Origin of the sequence: Streptomyces sp. NK15101 (assembly GCF_020400725.1) — a bacterium.
GTDB lineage: Bacteria > Actinomycetota > Actinomycetes > Streptomycetales > Streptomycetaceae > Streptomyces.
In genome coordinates this window covers 1-16,046 of sequence record NZ_JAINVG010000058.1, presented here as the reverse complement: position 1 = coordinate 16,046, position 16,046 = coordinate 1, and the positions used below count along the sequence as shown (strand labels likewise).

At 73.2% G+C, this 16,046-nt stretch carries 16 protein-coding genes; 9 read left to right on the top strand and 7 right to left on the bottom strand.

The genetic code is table 11. From position 1 onward, the window contains the following. Positions 1 to 125: 125 nt before the first annotated feature. Positions 126 to 395 (top strand): hypothetical protein, encoded by a 270-nt coding sequence (locus K7G60_RS26515; protein WP_225803466.1) that lies wholly within the window; start codon positions 126 to 128, stop codon positions 393 to 395. Between the two features lie 34 nt (positions 396 to 429). Here the strand turns inward: K7G60_RS26515 and K7G60_RS26510 are convergent, their stop codons facing one another. Further along, the gene (locus K7G60_RS26510; protein ID WP_225803465.1) at positions 430 to 1,152 is read right to left on the bottom strand and encodes a ferritin-like fold-containing protein; all 723 of its coding nucleotides are present in this window, start codon (positions 1,150 to 1,152) and stop codon (positions 430 to 432) included. Between the two features lie 486 nt (positions 1,153 to 1,638). Between K7G60_RS26510 and K7G60_RS26505 the strand changes: the two genes are divergently transcribed. Further along, positions 1,639 to 4,266 (top strand): DEAD/DEAH box helicase, encoded by a 2,628-nt coding sequence (locus K7G60_RS26505; protein ID WP_225803464.1) that lies wholly within the window; start codon positions 1,639 to 1,641, stop codon positions 4,264 to 4,266. A 491-nt stretch (positions 4,267 to 4,757) separates the two neighbouring features. Then, positions 4,758 to 5,645 carry an alpha/beta fold hydrolase gene (locus tag K7G60_RS26500; protein WP_225803463.1) on the top strand — a complete coding sequence of 296 codons (888 nt, stop codon included), beginning with the start codon at positions 4,758 to 4,760 and terminating at the stop codon, positions 5,643 to 5,645. On the opposite strand, the gene K7G60_RS26495 is transcribed toward K7G60_RS26500, so the two are convergent. Next, positions 5,629 to 6,570: an NYN domain-containing protein gene (locus K7G60_RS26495; protein WP_374115691.1), complete on the bottom strand. Its 942-nt coding sequence runs from the start codon at positions 6,568 to 6,570 to the stop codon at positions 5,629 to 5,631. The genes K7G60_RS26500 and K7G60_RS26495 overlap by 17 nt on opposite strands. Before the next feature lie 175 nt (positions 6,571 to 6,745). Here K7G60_RS26495 and K7G60_RS26490 point away from each other — a divergent pair, with 175 nt between their 5' ends. Further along, positions 6,746 to 6,898 carry a hypothetical protein gene (locus K7G60_RS26490; RefSeq protein ID WP_086024648.1) on the top strand — a complete coding sequence of 51 codons (153 nt, stop codon included), beginning with the start codon at positions 6,746 to 6,748 and terminating at the stop codon, positions 6,896 to 6,898. 101 nt (positions 6,899 to 6,999) lie between these two features. Here K7G60_RS26490 and K7G60_RS26485 read toward each other — a convergent pair whose 3' ends face one another. The 4 genes from K7G60_RS26485 to K7G60_RS26470 form a co-directional block, all read right to left on the bottom strand. Further along, positions 7,000 to 7,605, bottom strand: a complete 606-nt coding sequence (locus K7G60_RS26485) for a MarC family protein (protein WP_225803462.1) — start codon at positions 7,603 to 7,605, stop codon at positions 7,000 to 7,002. 358 nt (positions 7,606 to 7,963) lie between these two features. After that, positions 7,964 to 8,827 (bottom strand): PHP domain-containing protein, encoded by an 864-nt coding sequence (locus K7G60_RS26480; protein ID WP_225803485.1) that lies wholly within the window; start codon positions 8,825 to 8,827, stop codon positions 7,964 to 7,966. 137 nt (positions 8,828 to 8,964) lie between these two features. Further along, positions 8,965 to 9,603, bottom strand: coding sequence for a DUF6758 family protein (locus K7G60_RS26475; RefSeq protein ID WP_225803461.1), 639 nt, complete (start codon positions 9,601 to 9,603; stop codon positions 8,965 to 8,967). 177 nt (positions 9,604 to 9,780) lie between these two features. Further along, positions 9,781 to 10,365, bottom strand: a complete 585-nt coding sequence (locus K7G60_RS26470; RefSeq protein WP_225803460.1) for a suppressor of fused domain protein — start codon at positions 10,363 to 10,365, stop codon at positions 9,781 to 9,783. Positions 10,366 to 10,785: 420 nt separating this feature from the next. On the opposite strand from K7G60_RS26470, the gene K7G60_RS26465 reads away from it, so the two are divergent. Together K7G60_RS26465 and K7G60_RS26460 are read left to right on the top strand one after the other, a co-directional pair. Next, on the top strand, positions 10,786 to 11,913 hold the full coding sequence (locus K7G60_RS26465; RefSeq protein ID WP_225803459.1) for a magnesium and cobalt transport protein CorA: 1,128 nt from the start codon (positions 10,786 to 10,788) through the stop codon (positions 11,911 to 11,913). Positions 11,914 to 11,973: 60 nt separating this feature from the next. Then, a complete protein-coding gene (locus tag K7G60_RS26460) occupies positions 11,974 to 12,483 on the top strand; it encodes a hypothetical protein (protein WP_225803458.1) in 510 nt (169 codons plus the stop codon). Here the strand turns inward: K7G60_RS26460 and K7G60_RS26455 are convergent. Beyond that, complete coding sequence (locus tag K7G60_RS26455; RefSeq protein WP_225803457.1) at positions 12,480 to 13,238, bottom strand: hypothetical protein; 759 nt, start codon at positions 13,236 to 13,238, stop codon at positions 12,480 to 12,482. The two genes, K7G60_RS26460 and K7G60_RS26455, sit on opposite strands and share 4 nt — an antisense overlap. Positions 13,239 to 13,527: 289 nt before the next feature. On the opposite strand from K7G60_RS26455, the gene K7G60_RS26450 reads away from it, so the two are divergent. The 3 genes from K7G60_RS26450 to K7G60_RS26440 all read left to right on the top strand — a co-directional run. Next, the gene (locus K7G60_RS26450; protein WP_225803456.1) at positions 13,528 to 14,799 is read left to right on the top strand and encodes a magnesium transporter MgtE N-terminal domain-containing protein; all 1,272 of its coding nucleotides are present in this window, start codon (positions 13,528 to 13,530) and stop codon (positions 14,797 to 14,799) included. After that, positions 14,789 to 15,352 (top strand): DUF1003 domain-containing protein, encoded by a 564-nt coding sequence (locus K7G60_RS26445; protein WP_225803455.1) that lies wholly within the window; start codon positions 14,789 to 14,791, stop codon positions 15,350 to 15,352. Before K7G60_RS26450 ends, K7G60_RS26445 begins: the two co-directional genes overlap by 11 nt. A gap of 44 nt (positions 15,353 to 15,396) precedes the next feature. Further along, the coding region (locus K7G60_RS26440; RefSeq protein ID WP_225803454.1) for a P-loop NTPase at positions 15,397 to 16,046 on the top strand (650 nt) is incomplete at its 3' end.

Here is a 16,046-nt window from a genome sequence, read left to right as displayed (position 1 = left end):
GTACTCCCGTGCGCCGCTCCCGTACTCCCACGTCAGGGGGTACGGGAGGATTGCGTTCCGGGCGCCGGGGGTAGGACGCCTCTGACCGCACCACCCGCCCCGCATCCCTCGCGAGGTGATCCACCGTGCTCCTGGAAGCCCTCGGCTCCGCCCTGCTCGGTTTCGCCCTGGCCTGGGTCGCCGCGCAGCGGCTGCCCGACCGCCTCCCCGTCCGCGCGATCGTCCTCGTCACCGGGGCGCTCGGCGGCGTCTTCGGCGCGCTCGTGACCCACGGGGCGCTCGGCCCCGGTCACTTCCTCGCCACCCTGATCGGCGCGGTGGCCGTGACGGCGGTGCTGCTGTCGCTGCTGATCCGCCCGGCCTCCCGCAGACTGCGCCGATCAGCCACCGTCTGACCGGCGCCCGGCCGCTGTCCGGCCGGCCCCCGACTCAGGCCGCGAGGCCCAGCGCGGCCATGCGCTTGGTGTGCGCCTCGGTGATCCGGGAGAACATCCGGCCGACCTCGGCGAGGTCGAAGCCGTCCGCCACGCCGCCGACCAGCATCGTCGAGAGCGCGTCGCGCTCGGCGACCACGCGCTGGGCCTGGGAGAGCGCCTCGCCCATCAGCCGGCGCGCCCAGAGCGCGAGCCGGCCGCCGACGCGCGGGTCGGCGTCGATCGCCGCGCGGACCTTCCCCACCGCGAAGTTGCCGTGGCCGGTGTCGTCGAGCACCGCGAGGACGAGCCCGCGCGTGTCGGAGTCGAGGCGGGCCGCGACCTCCCGGTAGAAGTCGCTGGCGATCGAGTCGCCCACGTACGCCTTGACCAGGCCCTCCAGCCAGTCCGAGGGCGCGGTCAGGCGGTGGAAGTCGTCGAGCGCCTTCGCGAAGGGCTCCATGGCCGAGGTCGGCTCGGCGTCGACGGCGGCGAGGCGGTCCCGCAGCCGCTCGAAGTGCTGGAACTCGGCCGCGGCCATCTTCGCCAGCTCCGCCTTGTCCGCGAGGGTCGGCGCCAGCTTGGCGTCCTCGGCGAGCCGCTCGAAGGCCGCGAGCTCTCCGTAGGCGAGGGCGCCGAGGAGGTCGATCACGGCGGCGCGGTACTGCGGCTCGGCGGAAGCCTCCGCCCAGTCCTTGGCGGCGATCCCGGTGGGTGTGGCGTTGTCAGGCGTCTCCATGGAGCGCACAATAGCCCGCTCGCGCGGCCCGGGAAGGTCCTGGTCAGTCAGTGTGACCGTGCCCTCATCACGATTTCTCCCAACACACATGCGCGAATCCGGGGTACAGTGGTAAGGCGCCTGCTGAGTATGCGGACACGCTTTCGCACGTTCGGACGTATTCAGTGGGCCGACTCATGAATGAGGATGCCCGGTCGGTGGCCCGATCGGCTCCGGCCCGACAGCCCTTCCGGCGGACCCGCGGAAGGGTCACCCTCAGCGGTACGACGCTCGAGCGACGGCAGTGGTCCCGCGCCACCCGGCGGTGATCTCCCCTGATCCCCCCGGAAGATCCCGGCACGGTACGACCCCCTTCGTTCGCCTCGCACCGCGTCTCACAGAAGAGGCAGCACCCTGACTACGACTTTCCGAGAACTCGGAATCCTCCCCGAAACGGCCGAGGCCCTGGAGGCCGTCGGCATCGTCACCCCCTTTCCCATCCAGGAGATGACCCTCCCGGTCGCCCTCACCGGCACCGACGTCATCGGCCAGGCGAAGACCGGCACGGGCAAGACCCTCGGTTTCGGCCTCCCCATCCTGGAGCGCGTCACCGTCCCCACGGACGTCGAGGCCGGCCGGGCCAAGCCCGAGCAGCTGACCGACGCCCCGCAGGCGCTCGTCGTCGTCCCCACCCGCGAGCTGTGCCAGCAGGTCACCAACGACCTGCTCACCGCGGGCAAGGTGCGCAACGTCCGCGTGCTCGCCATCTACGGCGGCCGGGCGTACGAGCCGCAGGTCGAGGCGCTGCAGAAGGGCGTCGACGTCGTCGTCGGCACCCCCGGCCGTCTGCTCGACCTCGCCGGCCAGCGCAAGCTCGACCTCTCGCACGTGAAGGTCCTCGTCCTCGACGAGGCCGACGAGATGCTCGACCTGGGCTTCCTGCCCGACGTCGAGAAGATCATGAACATGCTTCCGGCCAAGCGCCAGACGATGCTGTTCTCGGCGACCATGCCCGGCGCGGTCATCGGCCTGGCCCGCCGCTACATGTCGCAGCCCACGCACATCCGGGCCACCTCGCCCGACGGCGAGGGCGTGACCGTCGCCAACATCAAGCAGCACGTCTACCGCGCGCACAACATGGACAAGCCGGAGATGGTCTCCCGCATCCTGCAGGCCAACGGCCGCGGGCTCGCGATGATCTTCTGCCGCACGAAGCGCACGGCGGCCGACATCGCCGAGCAGCTGGAGCGGCGCGGCTTCGCCTCCGGCGCCGTCCACGGCGACCTCGGCCAGGGCGCCCGCGAGCAGGCGCTGCGCGCCTTCCGCAACGGCAAGGTCGACGTGCTCGTCTGCACCGACGTCGCCGCCCGCGGCATCGACGTCGAGGGCGTCACCCACGTCATCAACTACCAGTCCCCCGAGGACGAGAAGACCTTCCTCCACCGCGTGGGCCGCACCGGCCGCGCCGGTGCCAAGGGCACCGCGGTGACGCTGGTCGACTGGGACGACATCCCGCGCTGGCAGCTCATCAACAAGGCGCTCGGACTGGACTTCCACGACCCGGTCGAGACGTACTCCTCGTCCCCGCACCTCTACGAGGACCTGGACATCCCGGCGGGCACCAAGGGCATCCTGCCCCGCGCCGAGCGGACCCGCGCGGGTCTGGACGCGGAGGAGCTGGAGGACCTGGGCGAGCCCGGCGGTCGCCGTGGCCGCGGCCCGAAGGCCGCCGAGCGGACCGAGGAGCGCCCGGCCCGTACGCGGACCCCGCGCCAGCGTCGCCGCACCCGCGGTGGCGGCGAGCTCGGTGACGCCCCGGCGTCGGCGGCTCCGGCCGTCGAGTCCGCGGCGGACGAGGCCCGCGCCGAGGCCGGGCCGCGCACCCCGCGCCGCCGCCGTCGCACCCGCGTCGGCGCCCCGGGCTCCGTGCCGGTCGCGGCCCAGGCGGTCGCGACGGCCCCGGCGGTCGTCGAGGCGCCGGCCGCCGAGGCTCCGGTCGTCGCGGCTCCGGTCGTCGCGGCTCCGGCCGCCACCGAGGCTCCGGTGAAGGCGCCCGTCCTCGAGGCCCCGGTCGCCGCGGCGCCGGTCGTCGAGACGCCGGTCGTCGAGACGCCGGTCGTCGAGACGCCGAAGGCCCCCCGCCGCCGTGCCCGTGCCGCCCGTCCGGAGGCCGTGACGGCCGCTCCGGTCGACCGGGCCCCCGTGGCCGCGGAGCCGGCTCCGGCTCCGCGCCGCCGCCGTGCCCGGGTGGCGCGTCCGGTCGAGGAGACCGTGTCGTTCCAGACGCCCGAGACCGCCGCGGTCGCCCTGATGGCCCAGCGGTCCGCCGAGGCGCAGGTCGCCGAGGCCGCTCCGGTCGTCGTCCAGGAGCCCGTCGTGACGGAGGCCCCGAAGGCCGAGGAGCCGAAGAAGGCCGCCCCGCGCCGTCGCACGGCGAAGAAGGCCGTCGCGGAGCCGGTGGCCGAGCCGGTCGTCGAGGCCGCTCCGGTCGTCGTCGAGGAGCCGGTCGCCGAGGCGCCGACCGCCGAGGCCCTGGTCGTCGAGCTTCCCGCGCCGCGCCGCCGCCGCGCCGCCCGTCGGCCCGCCGGACCCCCGGTGACCGCCGAGGCGCCGGTCGTCGAGGCTCCGGCCGCCGAGCCGGTCGCCGCTCCGGTCGCGGAGGAGCCCGCGCCGCGCCGCCGCCGCGCGGTCCGTCGGCCCGCCGGGTCCCCGGCCTCCGGGGCGCCCGCCGAGGTCATCGTCGTCGCTTCGGTGACCGCGCCGGTCGCCGTCGCCGAGCCCGTCGTGGCGGAGGCCCCGAAGGAGGAGGCGCCCGAGGAGGCCCCGAAGAAGGCAGCCCCGCGTCGCCGCACGGCGAAGAAGGCCGTGGCCGAACCGGTCGCCGAGACCGTCGAGGCACCGCCGGCCGAGGAGGCCCCCAAGAAGGCCGCCCCGCGCCGTCGCACCACGAAGAAGGCGGTCGTGGCCGAGGCTCCCGAGGCCTCCGCGCCGAAGACCGAACCGAAGGCGCCGGCTCGCCGCCGCACCACCAAGAAGGCCGTGGCGGTCGAGGAAACGGCGAGCGAGGAGGCCCCCAAGAAGGCCGCCCCGCGCCGTCGCACCACGAAGAAGGCGGCGGCCCAGCCCGAGAGCTGACCCCACCGCCGATCCCGAGCGGCCCGCCCCTTCCGGGGGCGGGCCGCTCGGCCGTACGACGCACCCCCGCGCCCCGTGCCCTGCGGGGCGGTGCCCCGGCTCACCCGCCGTGTGGGCGATCGTCCCGCTGGGGCAAGGGGGTCCCCCCTGCTCGAGCGAAGCCGAGAGCTCGGGGGAGGGTGAGCACACGGGACGGCGCCCTTCAGCGGCGCCTCCGCGTTCCGCGCCTGGACCCGCACCACCAGGGAGTTGTGCACGGGGTGCGGGTCCAGGTGCGGGAGCCTGGGCCCGGCAAGGGGCGCCGTCCGTTGTGCCCACCCGTTCCGCCCCAGCGGAACGACTGCCCACAACGGGGCGCGAGGGGTGGGCGCCGCCCAGCAGAGCGACCGCCCGCGACGGGGGCGCGACGGGTGGGCGCGGGCCCGGCGGAACGGCGCCCGCAACAGGGGCGCGGCGAGGCCGGGCCCCCGGCTCCCCACTACAGTCCAGATATGAGCAAGCCCCGTTCCCTCGTCCTGCCACCCCGCACCCGTGCCCGTCGGCTCGAGACCGCGCGCGGGCCGTTCGCCGTGCTCGACGCGGCGGCCGCGGGCGAGCGGCGGGGCACGGTGCTGCTGCTGCCCGGGTACACCGGCAGCAAGGAGGACTTCCTCGCGCTGCTCGGGCCGCTGAGCGAGGCCGGGTACCGGGCGGTGGCCGTGGACGGGCGCGGCCAGAACGAGACGCCGGGCCCCCGGGGCCGGGCCGCCTACCGCCGCAAGGCGCTCGCGCTCGACGCGGTGGCGCAGGCGGCGGCGCTCGGGGACGGCCCGGTGCACCTGGTCGGCCACTCCTTCGGGGGCCTGGTGGCCCGCGCGGCGGCCGCCCTCGCACCCGGCGCCTTCCGCTCGCTCACCCTGCTCTCCTCGGGTCCCGGCCGGGTGGCCCGGCCGCAGCGGATCCGGGTGCGGGTGCTGCGCGCCTCGCTGGCGGTGCTGCCGAAGGAGCGGGTGTGGCAGGCCATGTGCTGGCTGGACAGCCGGGGCGACGAGCCGGCCACGGGCGACACGCCGGAGCTCGCGGGCTTCCTGCGGCGGCGCTGGATGCGCACCAGGATCGCCCAACTGGCGGGCGCGGGACGGCTCCTGCTGGCCCGTCAGGACGGCACGGAGGAGCTGGCCGCGCTGCGCCTGCCGCTGCACATCGCGTACGGGGCGGAGGAGATGGTCTGGGCCCCGGCGGACCTCTCGGCGGCGGCCGCCCGCACCGGTGCGCACCACACGGTGGTGGCGGGCGCCGGCCACTCCCCCAACGTGTCGCACCCCCATGAGCTGACGGAGCGCCTCACCGGCTTCTGGGAGCGGACCAGCAGTCCGGCCAGGGTCAGTACTGCGCCTTGAGGTGCTGCCAGAAGCCGTCGCGCAGTGAGCGCCGGAGTGCGGCGTGGCCGCGCAGGGAGCGGCTGAGCAGGCGCTCCGCCTCGACGAGCAGGTCCTGGTCGACCGGTCCCGGCAGGTAGGGCGCGCCCGGCAGGAGTTCGGCGAGCCGGTCCCGGCCCCGCTCGGCGAGCCAGGCCGCGGCGATCTGGGCGCCGACGAAGCGCACCTCCTCGCGGGAGGGCAGCGGCTCGCCCTCGTTCTCGTACGTGGTGACGGGGCGGCGCGTGACGTACGGGCGGCAGAAGTCCAGCTCGAAGGTGCGCTGGCTGTCGACCTCCCAGAGCAGTGCCTCGGCCTGGTTGCGTCCCTCGGCGGCCTCGATGCCCCAGAGGTGGACGCGGGCGCCGTAGCCCTGGGCGGCCTCGACGGCCGAGACGAGGTCCTCGTCGCCGCCGACGAGGGCGGCGTCGCTGATGGCGCGGTGGCGGGCGAGGGACTCCAGGTCGGTGCGGATGAGGGAGTCGACGCCCTTCTGCTGGTTGCTGGCGTTGAGGTTGCCGAGGCGCACCTTGACGTCGGGGAGCTCGGCGATGGTCTGCTGCTCGGGGGTGTGGATGCGGCGGCGGGCGCCGTCGTACCAGTAGACGCGGAGGAGCCGGCTGTCCGCGAAGATCGTGCGGGCCGTGTCGATGAAGGCCTCGATGAGGCCCTCGGCGTCGAGGTCGAAGGAGCGCCGGTCCTCGGTGCCCGCCACAAGCAACCCGGCTGCAGCATGGACGTAACCGGCGTCGACGAAGATGGCGTGGGTGGAGGGGGTCTTGGCCACCTCGGCCAGCATCCGCTGCAGGAGCTCATTGGTGCGCTCCAGGCGGGTGTCCAGCGCGTGCAGGCGGGCGTCGGTGTCGGCCGTGGCCGCGTTCGGTCGGGGGGTGGCTGCGTCGTTCATACGGGGCTCATTGTCCGCCGCTCCGGGACCGGCCGCCACACTTTCCTACCCACGGGTAGTTAGTCATCCGAAAATTTTCTTTAGCGTAAGGAATGTTTGCCGGATGCATGGCGTTGGACCCGTACGCAACGCAGTTCTCCACCAGGAGGATCAACTCAGACGAAGGGAGAAGCCCGTGCGCTTCGAAATCCTGCGACTCGACGACATCGACGGCACGCCCGTCGACCGGACCGTCGTGGACGCCGCCTCCGTCAACCGGATCGTGCAGCAGGCCGCCTCGATCGGCCAGCGCATCTGGATCCGCCCCGCCGAGACCTCGGCCTCGTAACAGGTCGGGTCCACCCCACGCACCGCGCCCCCGCACGGACTTCGCAAGAGCGGAATCCGTACGGGGGCGCAGTGGTGTCCGGGGGCTTCCCGGGCGCCTGATCAGGCGTTCTGGATCACCTGGGTGATGCCGTTGATGATCTGCTGCACGGCGATGGCGGAGAGCATCATGCCGGCGAGGCGGGTCACCAGGACGACGCCGCCGTCCTTGATGACGCGGATGATCACCAGCGAGTACCGCATGGTCAGCCAGAGCACGACGTGCATGGCGGCGATGGCGGTCCAGACGGAGACCTGCGAGGCGACGCCGTCGGCGTTCTGCACGGCGAGGATGACCGAGACGATGGCGCCCGGCCCGGCGAGCAGCGGCATGCCGAGGGGGACGAGGGCGACGTTGACGTCCTTGGTCTGCTTGGGCTCGTCGGTCTTGCCGGTGAGCAGGTCGAGCGCGATGAGCAGCAGCAGGAGACCGCCCGCGATCATCAGCGCGGGGACGGAGACGTGCAGGTAGTCCAGGATCTGCTGGCCCAGCAGGCCGAAGACGGTGATGACGCCGAAGGCGACGGCGACGGCCTGCCAGGCCATCCGGCGCTGCACCTTGGCCGGTCGCCCGGAGGTGAGGGCGAGGAAGATCGGGGTGATCCCGGGGGGATCCATGATGACGAAGAGGGTGAGGAACAGCGAGCCGAAGACGGCGACGTCGAACACGGTGGGGTGCCTTGCGGGAGAGGTGGAACGGTGGGGTGTGTCCCTACGGAGCGGAATGCATGATTCCGGCGCCGGGGCGGAAGGAGCGCCACCCCGCGCACGGCACGGAGCCGTACGGGGGCGGACCGGGAACGGGAAGAGGAACGGCCGGGAGCGCGGAGCAGGGGCGGGACGCACGCCCGCGCCGGCGGACCGGACGCGGCGCCGGCGGACCGGGCGCGGCGCGGACCGCCGGGAAGCGGGGTCCCGGCCGGCGAACCGGCGCGGCGGGTCCCCGGGCGGCCGGGGAGACGGACGCCTCAGCGGGCTCCTGGAAGTCCGGGGGCAGGGCCGTGCGGCCCGGTCCGCCGGAGTGGCCTCAGACGGCGGGTCCCCCGGCGCCCGGCACCGGGAAGGCGCCCGCGGCGCGGCGGGTGATCTCGCCGTAGATCTCGGGATCGGTGGTGTACTCGCCGAGGCGACAGGTCTTGCGGCTGCCGTGGTAGTCGCTGGAGCCCGTGGTCAGCAGACCGAGCTCCTTCGCGAGTCCCCGCAGCCGGGCCCGCGTCACCTCGTCGTGGTCCATGTGGTCGACCTCGATGCCGTCGAGTCCGGCCTCGGCGAGCCGGGCTATCGAGGCCTCCGGCAGCACCTGGCCGCGCTTGACGGCGAGCGGGTGCGCGAAGACGGTGACCCCGCCGGCCGCCTTGACGAGGCGGATCGCGTCGACCGGGTCCAACTCGTGCTTCCCGACGTACGCCCGGCCGCCGTCGGCGAGCCACTCGGGCGTGAACGCGCCGGACACGTCCGGGACGACCCCGAGCTCGACGAGCGCCTCGGCGACGTGCGGGCGGCCCACGGAGCCCTCGCCGGCGATCCGGGCGACCTGCTCCCAGGTGACGGGGACGCCGAGCTCCTGGAGCTTGCCGACCATGCCGCGGGCGCGCGGCACCCGGTCGTCGCGGACGAGTTCGCGCTCGGCGAGCAGCGCCGGCTCCTCGGGGTCGAAGAGGTACGCGAGCATGTGAAGCCCGATGCCGTCCATCCGGCAGGACAGCTCGGCACCGGTGACGAGGGTCAGCCCCTCGGGCAGGGCCGCGATCGCCTCGGCGTGGCCGCGGGTGGTGTCGTGGTCCGTGAGCGCGACGACGTCGAGACCGGCCGCGGCCGCGTTCCGGACGAGCTCGGCCGGGGAGTCCGTACCGTCGGAGGCCGTGGAGTGGGTGTGCAGATCGATGCGCACGACGCGGTACTCCAGGGACTCGGCACGGACGGAGGGACGCTCCAGCATAACGGGCGAATCGAACACGTCCGTACGGAACGTCACCGGACGGACCGCCTGACCCGCTCACCGCCGGACCCGCCGGTGGAAGGCGCCCCTCAGCCGAGCAGCCTCGGCGTGAGCGCGCCGCAGGGCAGCAGGTCGACCTCGGCCCCCGCGTCGCGCAGGTCCGTGAGGACCAGCTCGTCGTACATCAGGAGGCCTGACTGCTCGGGCCAGACGATCGCCCACAGCCACAGGCCGCGCGCCTCGCCCGCGAAGACCGCGCGGTCCTGCGGGGCGCCGGTGACGTGCCAGAGCGGGGTGGGACGCCCGGCGGCGAGCATCTTCACCTGGGGCGGCTTGTCGATGGCCATGCCGGAGCCGGGATCGAGGCCGTCGATGCCGGCGTACCGGGCGCCGAGTCCGACGCCGAGCTCCTCCGCGACCAGGAGCAGCTCGCCGATCCCCCCGAGCGGGCCGGGCCCGGAGCAGGCGACGGCCGTCGCGCGTCCGCCGCTGCGGTCGTCCCCGGCGTACGCGACTCCGGTGAAGAGCCAGCCGACGGGCAGGGGCCACGGCATCCACACCGGGACGTGGGATCTGTGCACCACGACCCCGAGGCCCTCGACGCTGGGCGGGATCACGGGCTGGAGCGGGTGCACCGAGCCGTGCACGTCACACTGCCAGGAGTCGGCGAAGAGACCGGGCGCCCTGACCCGGCCACCGCACTTCGGACAACTGGGTTCGCCCCTCATAGGGCTCAACGGTCCTAGCTCTTCCGCCCCGCGTCAAGAACGGCTGCGAACGATCACCCGTCCGGCCCGGGGCGTTCACCCGCGGTGGGCATGCGCTCTCCCGGCCACGGCCGGGAGGGCGCTCCGGGGCCGCGCGTTCTCCGTCAGGGCGGGATCCGCGGCGGAACCGACGGGTCCTCAGTCCAGGTTCACGGACCTGCGCAGCGGATCGCGCAGGTCCGTGCCCTGCGCCAGCCAGCGCTCCTCCAGGGCCTGTGCCCCGTGCACCCGCTTCCACGCCGCCTCGTTCGAGGTCATCGGGAGGAGGGGCAGGAAGCGGACGGGGTCCATGGGCTCGTCGAGCTCCAGGTCCTCCACCAGGCCGCCCGACCCGGCGACGAGCACCGAGCTGAAGGGGGCGCCGGGCCAGAGCGGGTCGCCGACGTCGAGCGAGGCTCCCGGGGCCACGACCACGCCCTCGACCTGCGGGGTGGCGGCGAGGACGGCGAGCGGCCGCAGCACCTTGTCGGTGTCGGCGAGCCCGCCCCGTACCGTGAGGACGAGCTCCGCGCGCGGGCCCTTCACCGGGTCGGCGAGCGCGGAGGTCGGATCGGCCATCGGCTGGGCGGACATCCCGAGGGTCGCGTACCGCACGAGGTCGCCGTCGACGAAGCGCAGCACCTCGATCCGGTCCGTGCCGAGGAAGGTCACCGCGGCCCGCGCGTCCGGTTCGCCGAGGGCGGTCCGCAGCCGGGCCTCGACCAGTGCAAGAACTTCTCCCATGCGGGGAGCATAGATCGCGTATGGAACGGGCAAAGTAAGGGATTGACCCTCTGTCGGCTGATAGTGTTGGCCACTGGTCGGGATTCCCGACTGCTCGTCACACGTCATCCCCGACAGGGGACCGGCCGGAGGAGGTGGGACTGCGATGGACCGAAGTCGATCGGGCAGTACCAGCCGCTCTTCCGCCGCTCCGCACCCCAGCCCGGTGCGCTCCTTCCGGTGACGTCCGGGTCCGGCACGGACCCGCCCCTCCGGCATCTCGCACGACGGAAGAGCAATTTTCGCCTTTCCCTGTCTGTAGCGACCGCCGTCTCCGCGCCCCTCCGGTGCCGCCCGCTTTGTGGACGACGTACCTCTCCGTCCCCATTCCGGGCTGTGCCACGCTCCGCGCCGACGGCCGATCCGTGAAGGAGCACGCCCATGTCGATGATCCGTGACATCACCGCTGCCGTCCGCCCGAGCTTCCGTCACAGCCTGCGCAAGACCCCCACCACGTACACCTCGTACGACCCCACCCGTGACCACTCGGCCTCCAGCGCCGTGGTCGACTGCGCCGTCTACCGCGACGGGCGCCGGATCGACGACCGCGCGTGCCTCACGCCGCGCGGCGCGATGCGCCAGGTGCGGGAGAGCGGCGGCTTCGCGTGGATCGGCCTGCACGAGCCGACCGAGGCCGAATTCGCCGGTATCGCCGCCGAGTTCGGGCTGCACCCGCTCGCCGTCGAGGACGCCGTCCACGCCCACCAGCGGCCCAAGCTGGAGCGGTACGACGACACCCTCTTCACCGTCTTCAAGACGATCCACTACGTCGAGCACGCCGAACTCACCGCGACCAGCGAGGTGGTGGAGACCGGCGAGGTGATGGTCTTCACCGGCCCCGACTTCGTCATCACCGTCCGGCACGGCGGCCAGGGCTCGCTGCGCAACCTCCGCCACCGCCTCCAGGGCGAGCCGGAGCTCCTCGCCAAGGGTCCCTCGGCCGTCCTGCACGCCATCGCCGACCACGTCGTCGACGGTTACATCGCGGTCGCCGACGCCGTCGAGCTGGACATCGACCAGCTGGAGATCGACGTCTTCTCGCCGGCCGCGAAGGGCTCCACGCGCGGCACGGACACCGGCCGGATCTACCAGCTCAAGCGCGAGGTGCTGGAGTTCAAGCGGGCCGTCACGCCGCTGCTCCGTCCGATGCAGCTGCTCTCCGAGCGGCCGATGCGGCTGGTCGACCCCGACATCCAGAAGTACTTCCGGGACGTCGCCGACCACCTCGCCCGCGTCCAGGAGCAGGTCGTCGGCTTCGACGAGCTGCTCAACTCGATCCTCCAGGCCAACCTGGCGCAGGCGACCGTCGCGCAGAACGAGGACATGCGCAAGATCACCTCGTGGGCGGCGATCGTCGCCGTCCCCACGGCGGTCTGCGGGGTGTACGGCATGAACTTCGACCACATGCCCGAGCTGCACTGGAAGTACGGCTACCCGATGGTGCTGACCGGCATCATCGCGGTCTGCTTCACCATCCACCGCACGCTCAAGCGCAACGGCTGGCTGTAGGCCTCGCGGGCCCGGCCCGACCGGCAGGCCCTCCGGGGCCGGCCCGATAGGCTTCGGGCCATGACAGAAGAGCTGCTCGGGTCCGCCCTCGTCGAGGAGGCCACCAAGAAGTCGGGCCTGGTGTGGGTGCGCGGCACGGGACCCGCCCGCGCGCTCTGGCACGTCTGGCACGACGGCGCCGCGCACGTCGTCGGCGACGGGCCCGGCGAGCAGCCGCTGCCGGGCTTGGTGGACGGCGGCACGGCCGAGGTGACCGTCCGCAGCAAGGACAAGGGCGGCCGGCTCGTCGCCTGGACCGCCGCCGTCCGCGAGATCGCCCCCGGTACGGAGGAGTGGGACGCGGCGGTCGCCGAGCTGAAGGGGAAGCGGCTCAACGCCCCCGACGGCGAGGCCATGCCCGAGCGCTGGGCGCGCGAGTGCCGCGTGGTGCGGCTCGACCCGCGGTCCTCGACCACGGAGCTGCCGGACGGCTCCCTGGCCGCAGTCCCGCTGCCGACGTCGGCGAACACCCGCCGCCCGGTCCCGGCGGGTCTGCCGAAGCTGCTGTTCCGGAAGAAGAAGCGGTCCTAGGTACGGGGCAGCTGCTTGCCGTAGTCGAGGGTCTCCTCCTTCGACGGCTCGGTGAGCGGGAAGTCCTTGTTCCACTCGGAGAGCACCACCACGCCCCCTCCCCCGCCCCGTGCGAACTGCACGGGGTAAGGCTCGCCGTCCAGGGACACGTCGAGCGTGCCGCCCTCGCCGTCGGCCCCGCCCTTGACCTTGACCGTGCGGACTCCGCCGATCTGGTCCCGGTCGCCCTTGACCTTCTCGCCGTGCAGGCCGATCAGGCCGTCGAGGAGCAGCCCCATGTCGGTGAAGCCGCGCAGCTGCTTGTACGAGGGGTCGCCCTGCGGGACCTTCACGTACTTGTCGTCGAGCTTGTCGGCGGCCTCGGAGTCCGCCTCGGACGGCGTCTCGCCCTCCTTGCCGTCGTGGGCCCAGAACCCGGCGTCGGCCTTCAGGTAGAGCGCGTCGCCGACCCGCAGCAGCTCGAAGGTGCTGTTCTTCGTCGTCACCGAGCCGGTGGCGCCCTCCTGCTTGAGGCGCATGTTCAGCTTGAAGGTGCCACCCTTGCTGACCAGGGTGCCGGACAGCCGTACCGCCTTCGCCGCGTCCGCCGCGGTCTGCGCCTTGCTCTCGATCTCGGGTGCGGAGAGTCTCCCCACGCCGTTCGTCCCCTCGTCCGGGTCGGCTGCGCAGGCCGTGAGTCCCACCGTCAGTCCGGCGCAGAGCGCCAGGGGCGCGACGGCCCTGCGGATACGCGATGACGGGGTACGAACGGTCATCTGCGCTGCCTCTCGTGTCGAGTGTGGGGGACGGGCGCGGCCCGTACGGGATGCCGGGGCGGCCGCGTTCCGGCCGGGCGGAAGGGCCGGGTCCGGTGTCGGGGCCGATGGGGGGAACGGCAGACCGCAGCGTACCCGGGCCAGGTGACGGGCCTCGCAGGCAGCCGTACGGAGTCACTGCCGGGGCGGGGCGGAACGTCACGGGCTAGCCTGAACCCGGCAAAGCTCTGCAATCCCCGGCAAAGCTCTGCGGCAGCTCGAATCGTGCGGCATCGAGGAGGCGCGTGGCATGGCGGCAGGCGCCCCCCGGGTCTTCGTCTCCCATCTCGCCGGGGTCCCCGTCTTCGACCCGGTCGGCGACCAGGTGGGCCGGGTCAGCGACCTCGTCGCCATGCTCCGCGTCGGCCGCAGGCCGCCCCGGCTGCTCGGCCTGGTCGTGGAGGTGCTGAGCCGCCGCCGGGTCTTCGTCCCCATGACCCGGGTCACCGGTGTCGCCTCCGGCCAGGTCATCACGACCGGCGTCGTCAACATGCGGCGCTTCGAGCAGCGCCCCACCGAGCGGCTCGTCCTCGGCGAGCTCCTCGACCGGCGCGTGACGCTGGTGGAGTCGGGCGAGGAGGTCACCGTCCTCGACGTCGCCATCCAGCAGCTGCCCGCCCGCCGCGACTGGGAGATCGACAAGGTCTTCGTCCGCAAGGGGAAGGGCGGGGTGCTGAGCCGCAAGGGGGAGACGCTGACCGTCGAGTGGTCGGCCGTCACCGGTTTCTCCCTGGAGGAGCACGGGCAGGGCGCCGAGAGCCTGCTCGCCACCTTCGAGCGGCTGCGTCCCGCCGACCTCGCCAACGCCCTGCACCACCTCTCCCCCAAGCGGCGCGCCGAGGTCGCCGCCGCCCTCGACGACGACCGGCTCGCCGACGTCCTGGAGGAGCTGCCGGAGGACGACCAGATCGAGATCATCGGCAAGCTGAAGGAGGAGCGCGCCGCCGACGTCCTGGAGGCGATGGACCCGGACGACGCGGCCGACCTGCTGTCCGAGCTGCCCGAGGAGGACCAGGAGCGGCTGCTCACCCTGATGCGGCCGGACGACGCGGCCGACGTGCGCCGGCTGCTGGCGTACGAGGAGCGCACGGCGGGCGGTCTGATGACGACCGAGCCGATCGTGCTGCGCCCGGACGCGACCGTCGCGGACGCGCTGGCCCGGGTCCGTCAGCAGGACCTGTCCCCGGCGCTCGCGGCGCAGGTGTACGTGTGCCGGCCGCCGGACGAGACGCCGACCGGCAAGTACCTGGGCACGGTGCACTTCCAGCGGCTCCTGCGCGACCCGCCGTTCACGCTGGTCGGTTCGCTCGTGGACAGCGATCTGCCGCCGCTCGGGCCCGGCACCCCGCTGCCGGCCGTGACCAGCTACCTCGCCGCGTACAACATGGTCGCCGCGCCCGTGGTCGACGAGAGCGGCTCGCTGCTCGGCGCGGTCACCGTCGACGACGTGCTCGACCACCTGCTGCCGGACGACTGGCGGGAGACCGAGTTCCACGAGGAGGGGGCCGGACATGGCGGCTGAGCGCGAGCGGGACCGGGAGCGCGAGCGGGAGCGGTCCGTGCCCCGCATCCGGCTCGACCTGCCGCGCGAGCGGCGGTCCCGGCTGCTGCCGGAGTACGACCCCGAGGCCTTCGGGCGCCTCTCGGAACGGATCGCGCGCTTCCTGGGCACGGGCAGGTTCCTGGTCTGGATGACCCTGACGGTCGTCGTGTGGATCGGGTGGAACGTCTTCGCGCCGTCGTCGCTGAAGTTCGACGAGTACCCCTTCATCTTCCTGACGCTCGCGCTGTCCCTGCAGGCCTCGTACGCGGCGCCGCTGATCCTGCTCGCCCAGAACCGGCAGGACGACCGGGACCGGGTCAATCTCGAACAGGACCGGAAGCAGAACGAGCGGTCGATCGCGGACACCGAGTACCTGACCCGGGAGATCGCGGCGCTGCGGATGGGCCTCGGCGAGGTCGCGACCCGCGACTGGATCCGCTCGGAGCTGCAGGACCTGCTCAAGGAGATGGAGGAGCGCCGGGATCTATTCCCGTCCGGCGAGGACCGCGGAAGTGACGTACCCGACCGTTGACAGCCCTTTCATCGGCCCGTGGTCGGCGCCGTACCATCGTCGGTATGGCTACGGAAGACGCGGTGCTCGAAGCACTGGCGACGGTGAACGACCCTGAGATCAACAAGCCGATCACTGAGCTCGGCATGGTGAAGTCGGTGGAGATCGGACCGGACGGCAAGGTCGCCGTCACGGTCTACCTGACGGTCTCCGGCTGCCCGATGCGCGACACCATCACACAGCGCGTGACCGAGGCCGTCTCCCGGGTCGAGGGCGTCACCGCCGTCGACGTCTCGCTGGACGTGATGAGCGACGAGCAGCGCAAGGAGCTGGCGGCGGCGCTGCGCGGCACGAGCGCCGAGCGCGAGGTCCCCTTCGCGAAGCCGGGCTCGCTGACCCGGGTGTACGCGGTGGCCTCCGGCAAGGGCGGCGTCGGCAAGTCCTCCGTGACCGTGAACCTGGCCGCGGCGATGGCCGCCGACGGGCTGAAGGTCGGTGTCGTGGACGCCGACATCTACGGCCACAGCGTGCCGCGGATGCTGGGCGCGGACGGCCGTCCGACCCAGGTCGAGAACATGATCATGCCGCCGTCGGCGAACGGCGTGAAGGTCATCTCCATCGGCATGTTCACCCCGGGCAACGCGCCGGTGGTGTGGCGCGGCCCGATGCTGCACCGCGCGCTGCAGCAGTTCCTCGCGGACGTGTACTGGGGCGA

Bases quoted from the DNA above. Each gene is read 5' to 3' on its own strand.
- K7G60_RS26445 (WP_225803455.1), top strand. From the start codon at position 14,789: ATGGCGGCTGAGCGCGAGCGGGACCGGGAGCGCGAGCGGGAGCGGTCC.
- K7G60_RS26500 (WP_225803463.1), top strand. From the start codon at position 4,758: ATGAGCAAGCCCCGTTCCCTCGTCCTGCCACCCCGCACCCGTGCCCGT.
- K7G60_RS26465 (WP_225803459.1), top strand. From the start codon at position 10,786: ATGTCGATGATCCGTGACATCACCGCTGCCGTCCGCCCGAGCTTCCGT.
- K7G60_RS26510 (WP_225803465.1), bottom strand. From the start codon at position 1,152: ATGGAGACGCCTGACAACGCCACACCCACCGGGATCGCCGCCAAGGAC.
- K7G60_RS26450 (WP_225803456.1), top strand. From the start codon at position 13,528: ATGGCGGCAGGCGCCCCCCGGGTCTTCGTCTCCCATCTCGCCGGGGTC.
- K7G60_RS26460 (WP_225803458.1), top strand. From the start codon at position 11,974: ATGACAGAAGAGCTGCTCGGGTCCGCCCTCGTCGAGGAGGCCACCAAG.
- K7G60_RS26470 (WP_225803460.1), bottom strand. From the start codon at position 10,365: ATGGGAGAAGTTCTTGCACTGGTCGAGGCCCGGCTGCGGACCGCCCTC.
- K7G60_RS26455 (WP_225803457.1), bottom strand. From the start codon at position 13,238: ATGACCGTTCGTACCCCGTCATCGCGTATCCGCAGGGCCGTCGCGCCC.
- K7G60_RS26475 (WP_225803461.1), bottom strand. From the start codon at position 9,603: ATGAGGGGCGAACCCAGTTGTCCGAAGTGCGGTGGCCGGGTCAGGGCG.
- K7G60_RS26495 (WP_374115691.1), bottom strand. From the start codon at position 6,570: ATGAACGACGCAGCCACCCCCCGACCGAACGCGGCCACGGCCGACACC.
- K7G60_RS26505 (WP_225803464.1), top strand. From the start codon at position 1,639: ATGACCCTCCCGGTCGCCCTCACCGGCACCGACGTCATCGGCCAGGCG.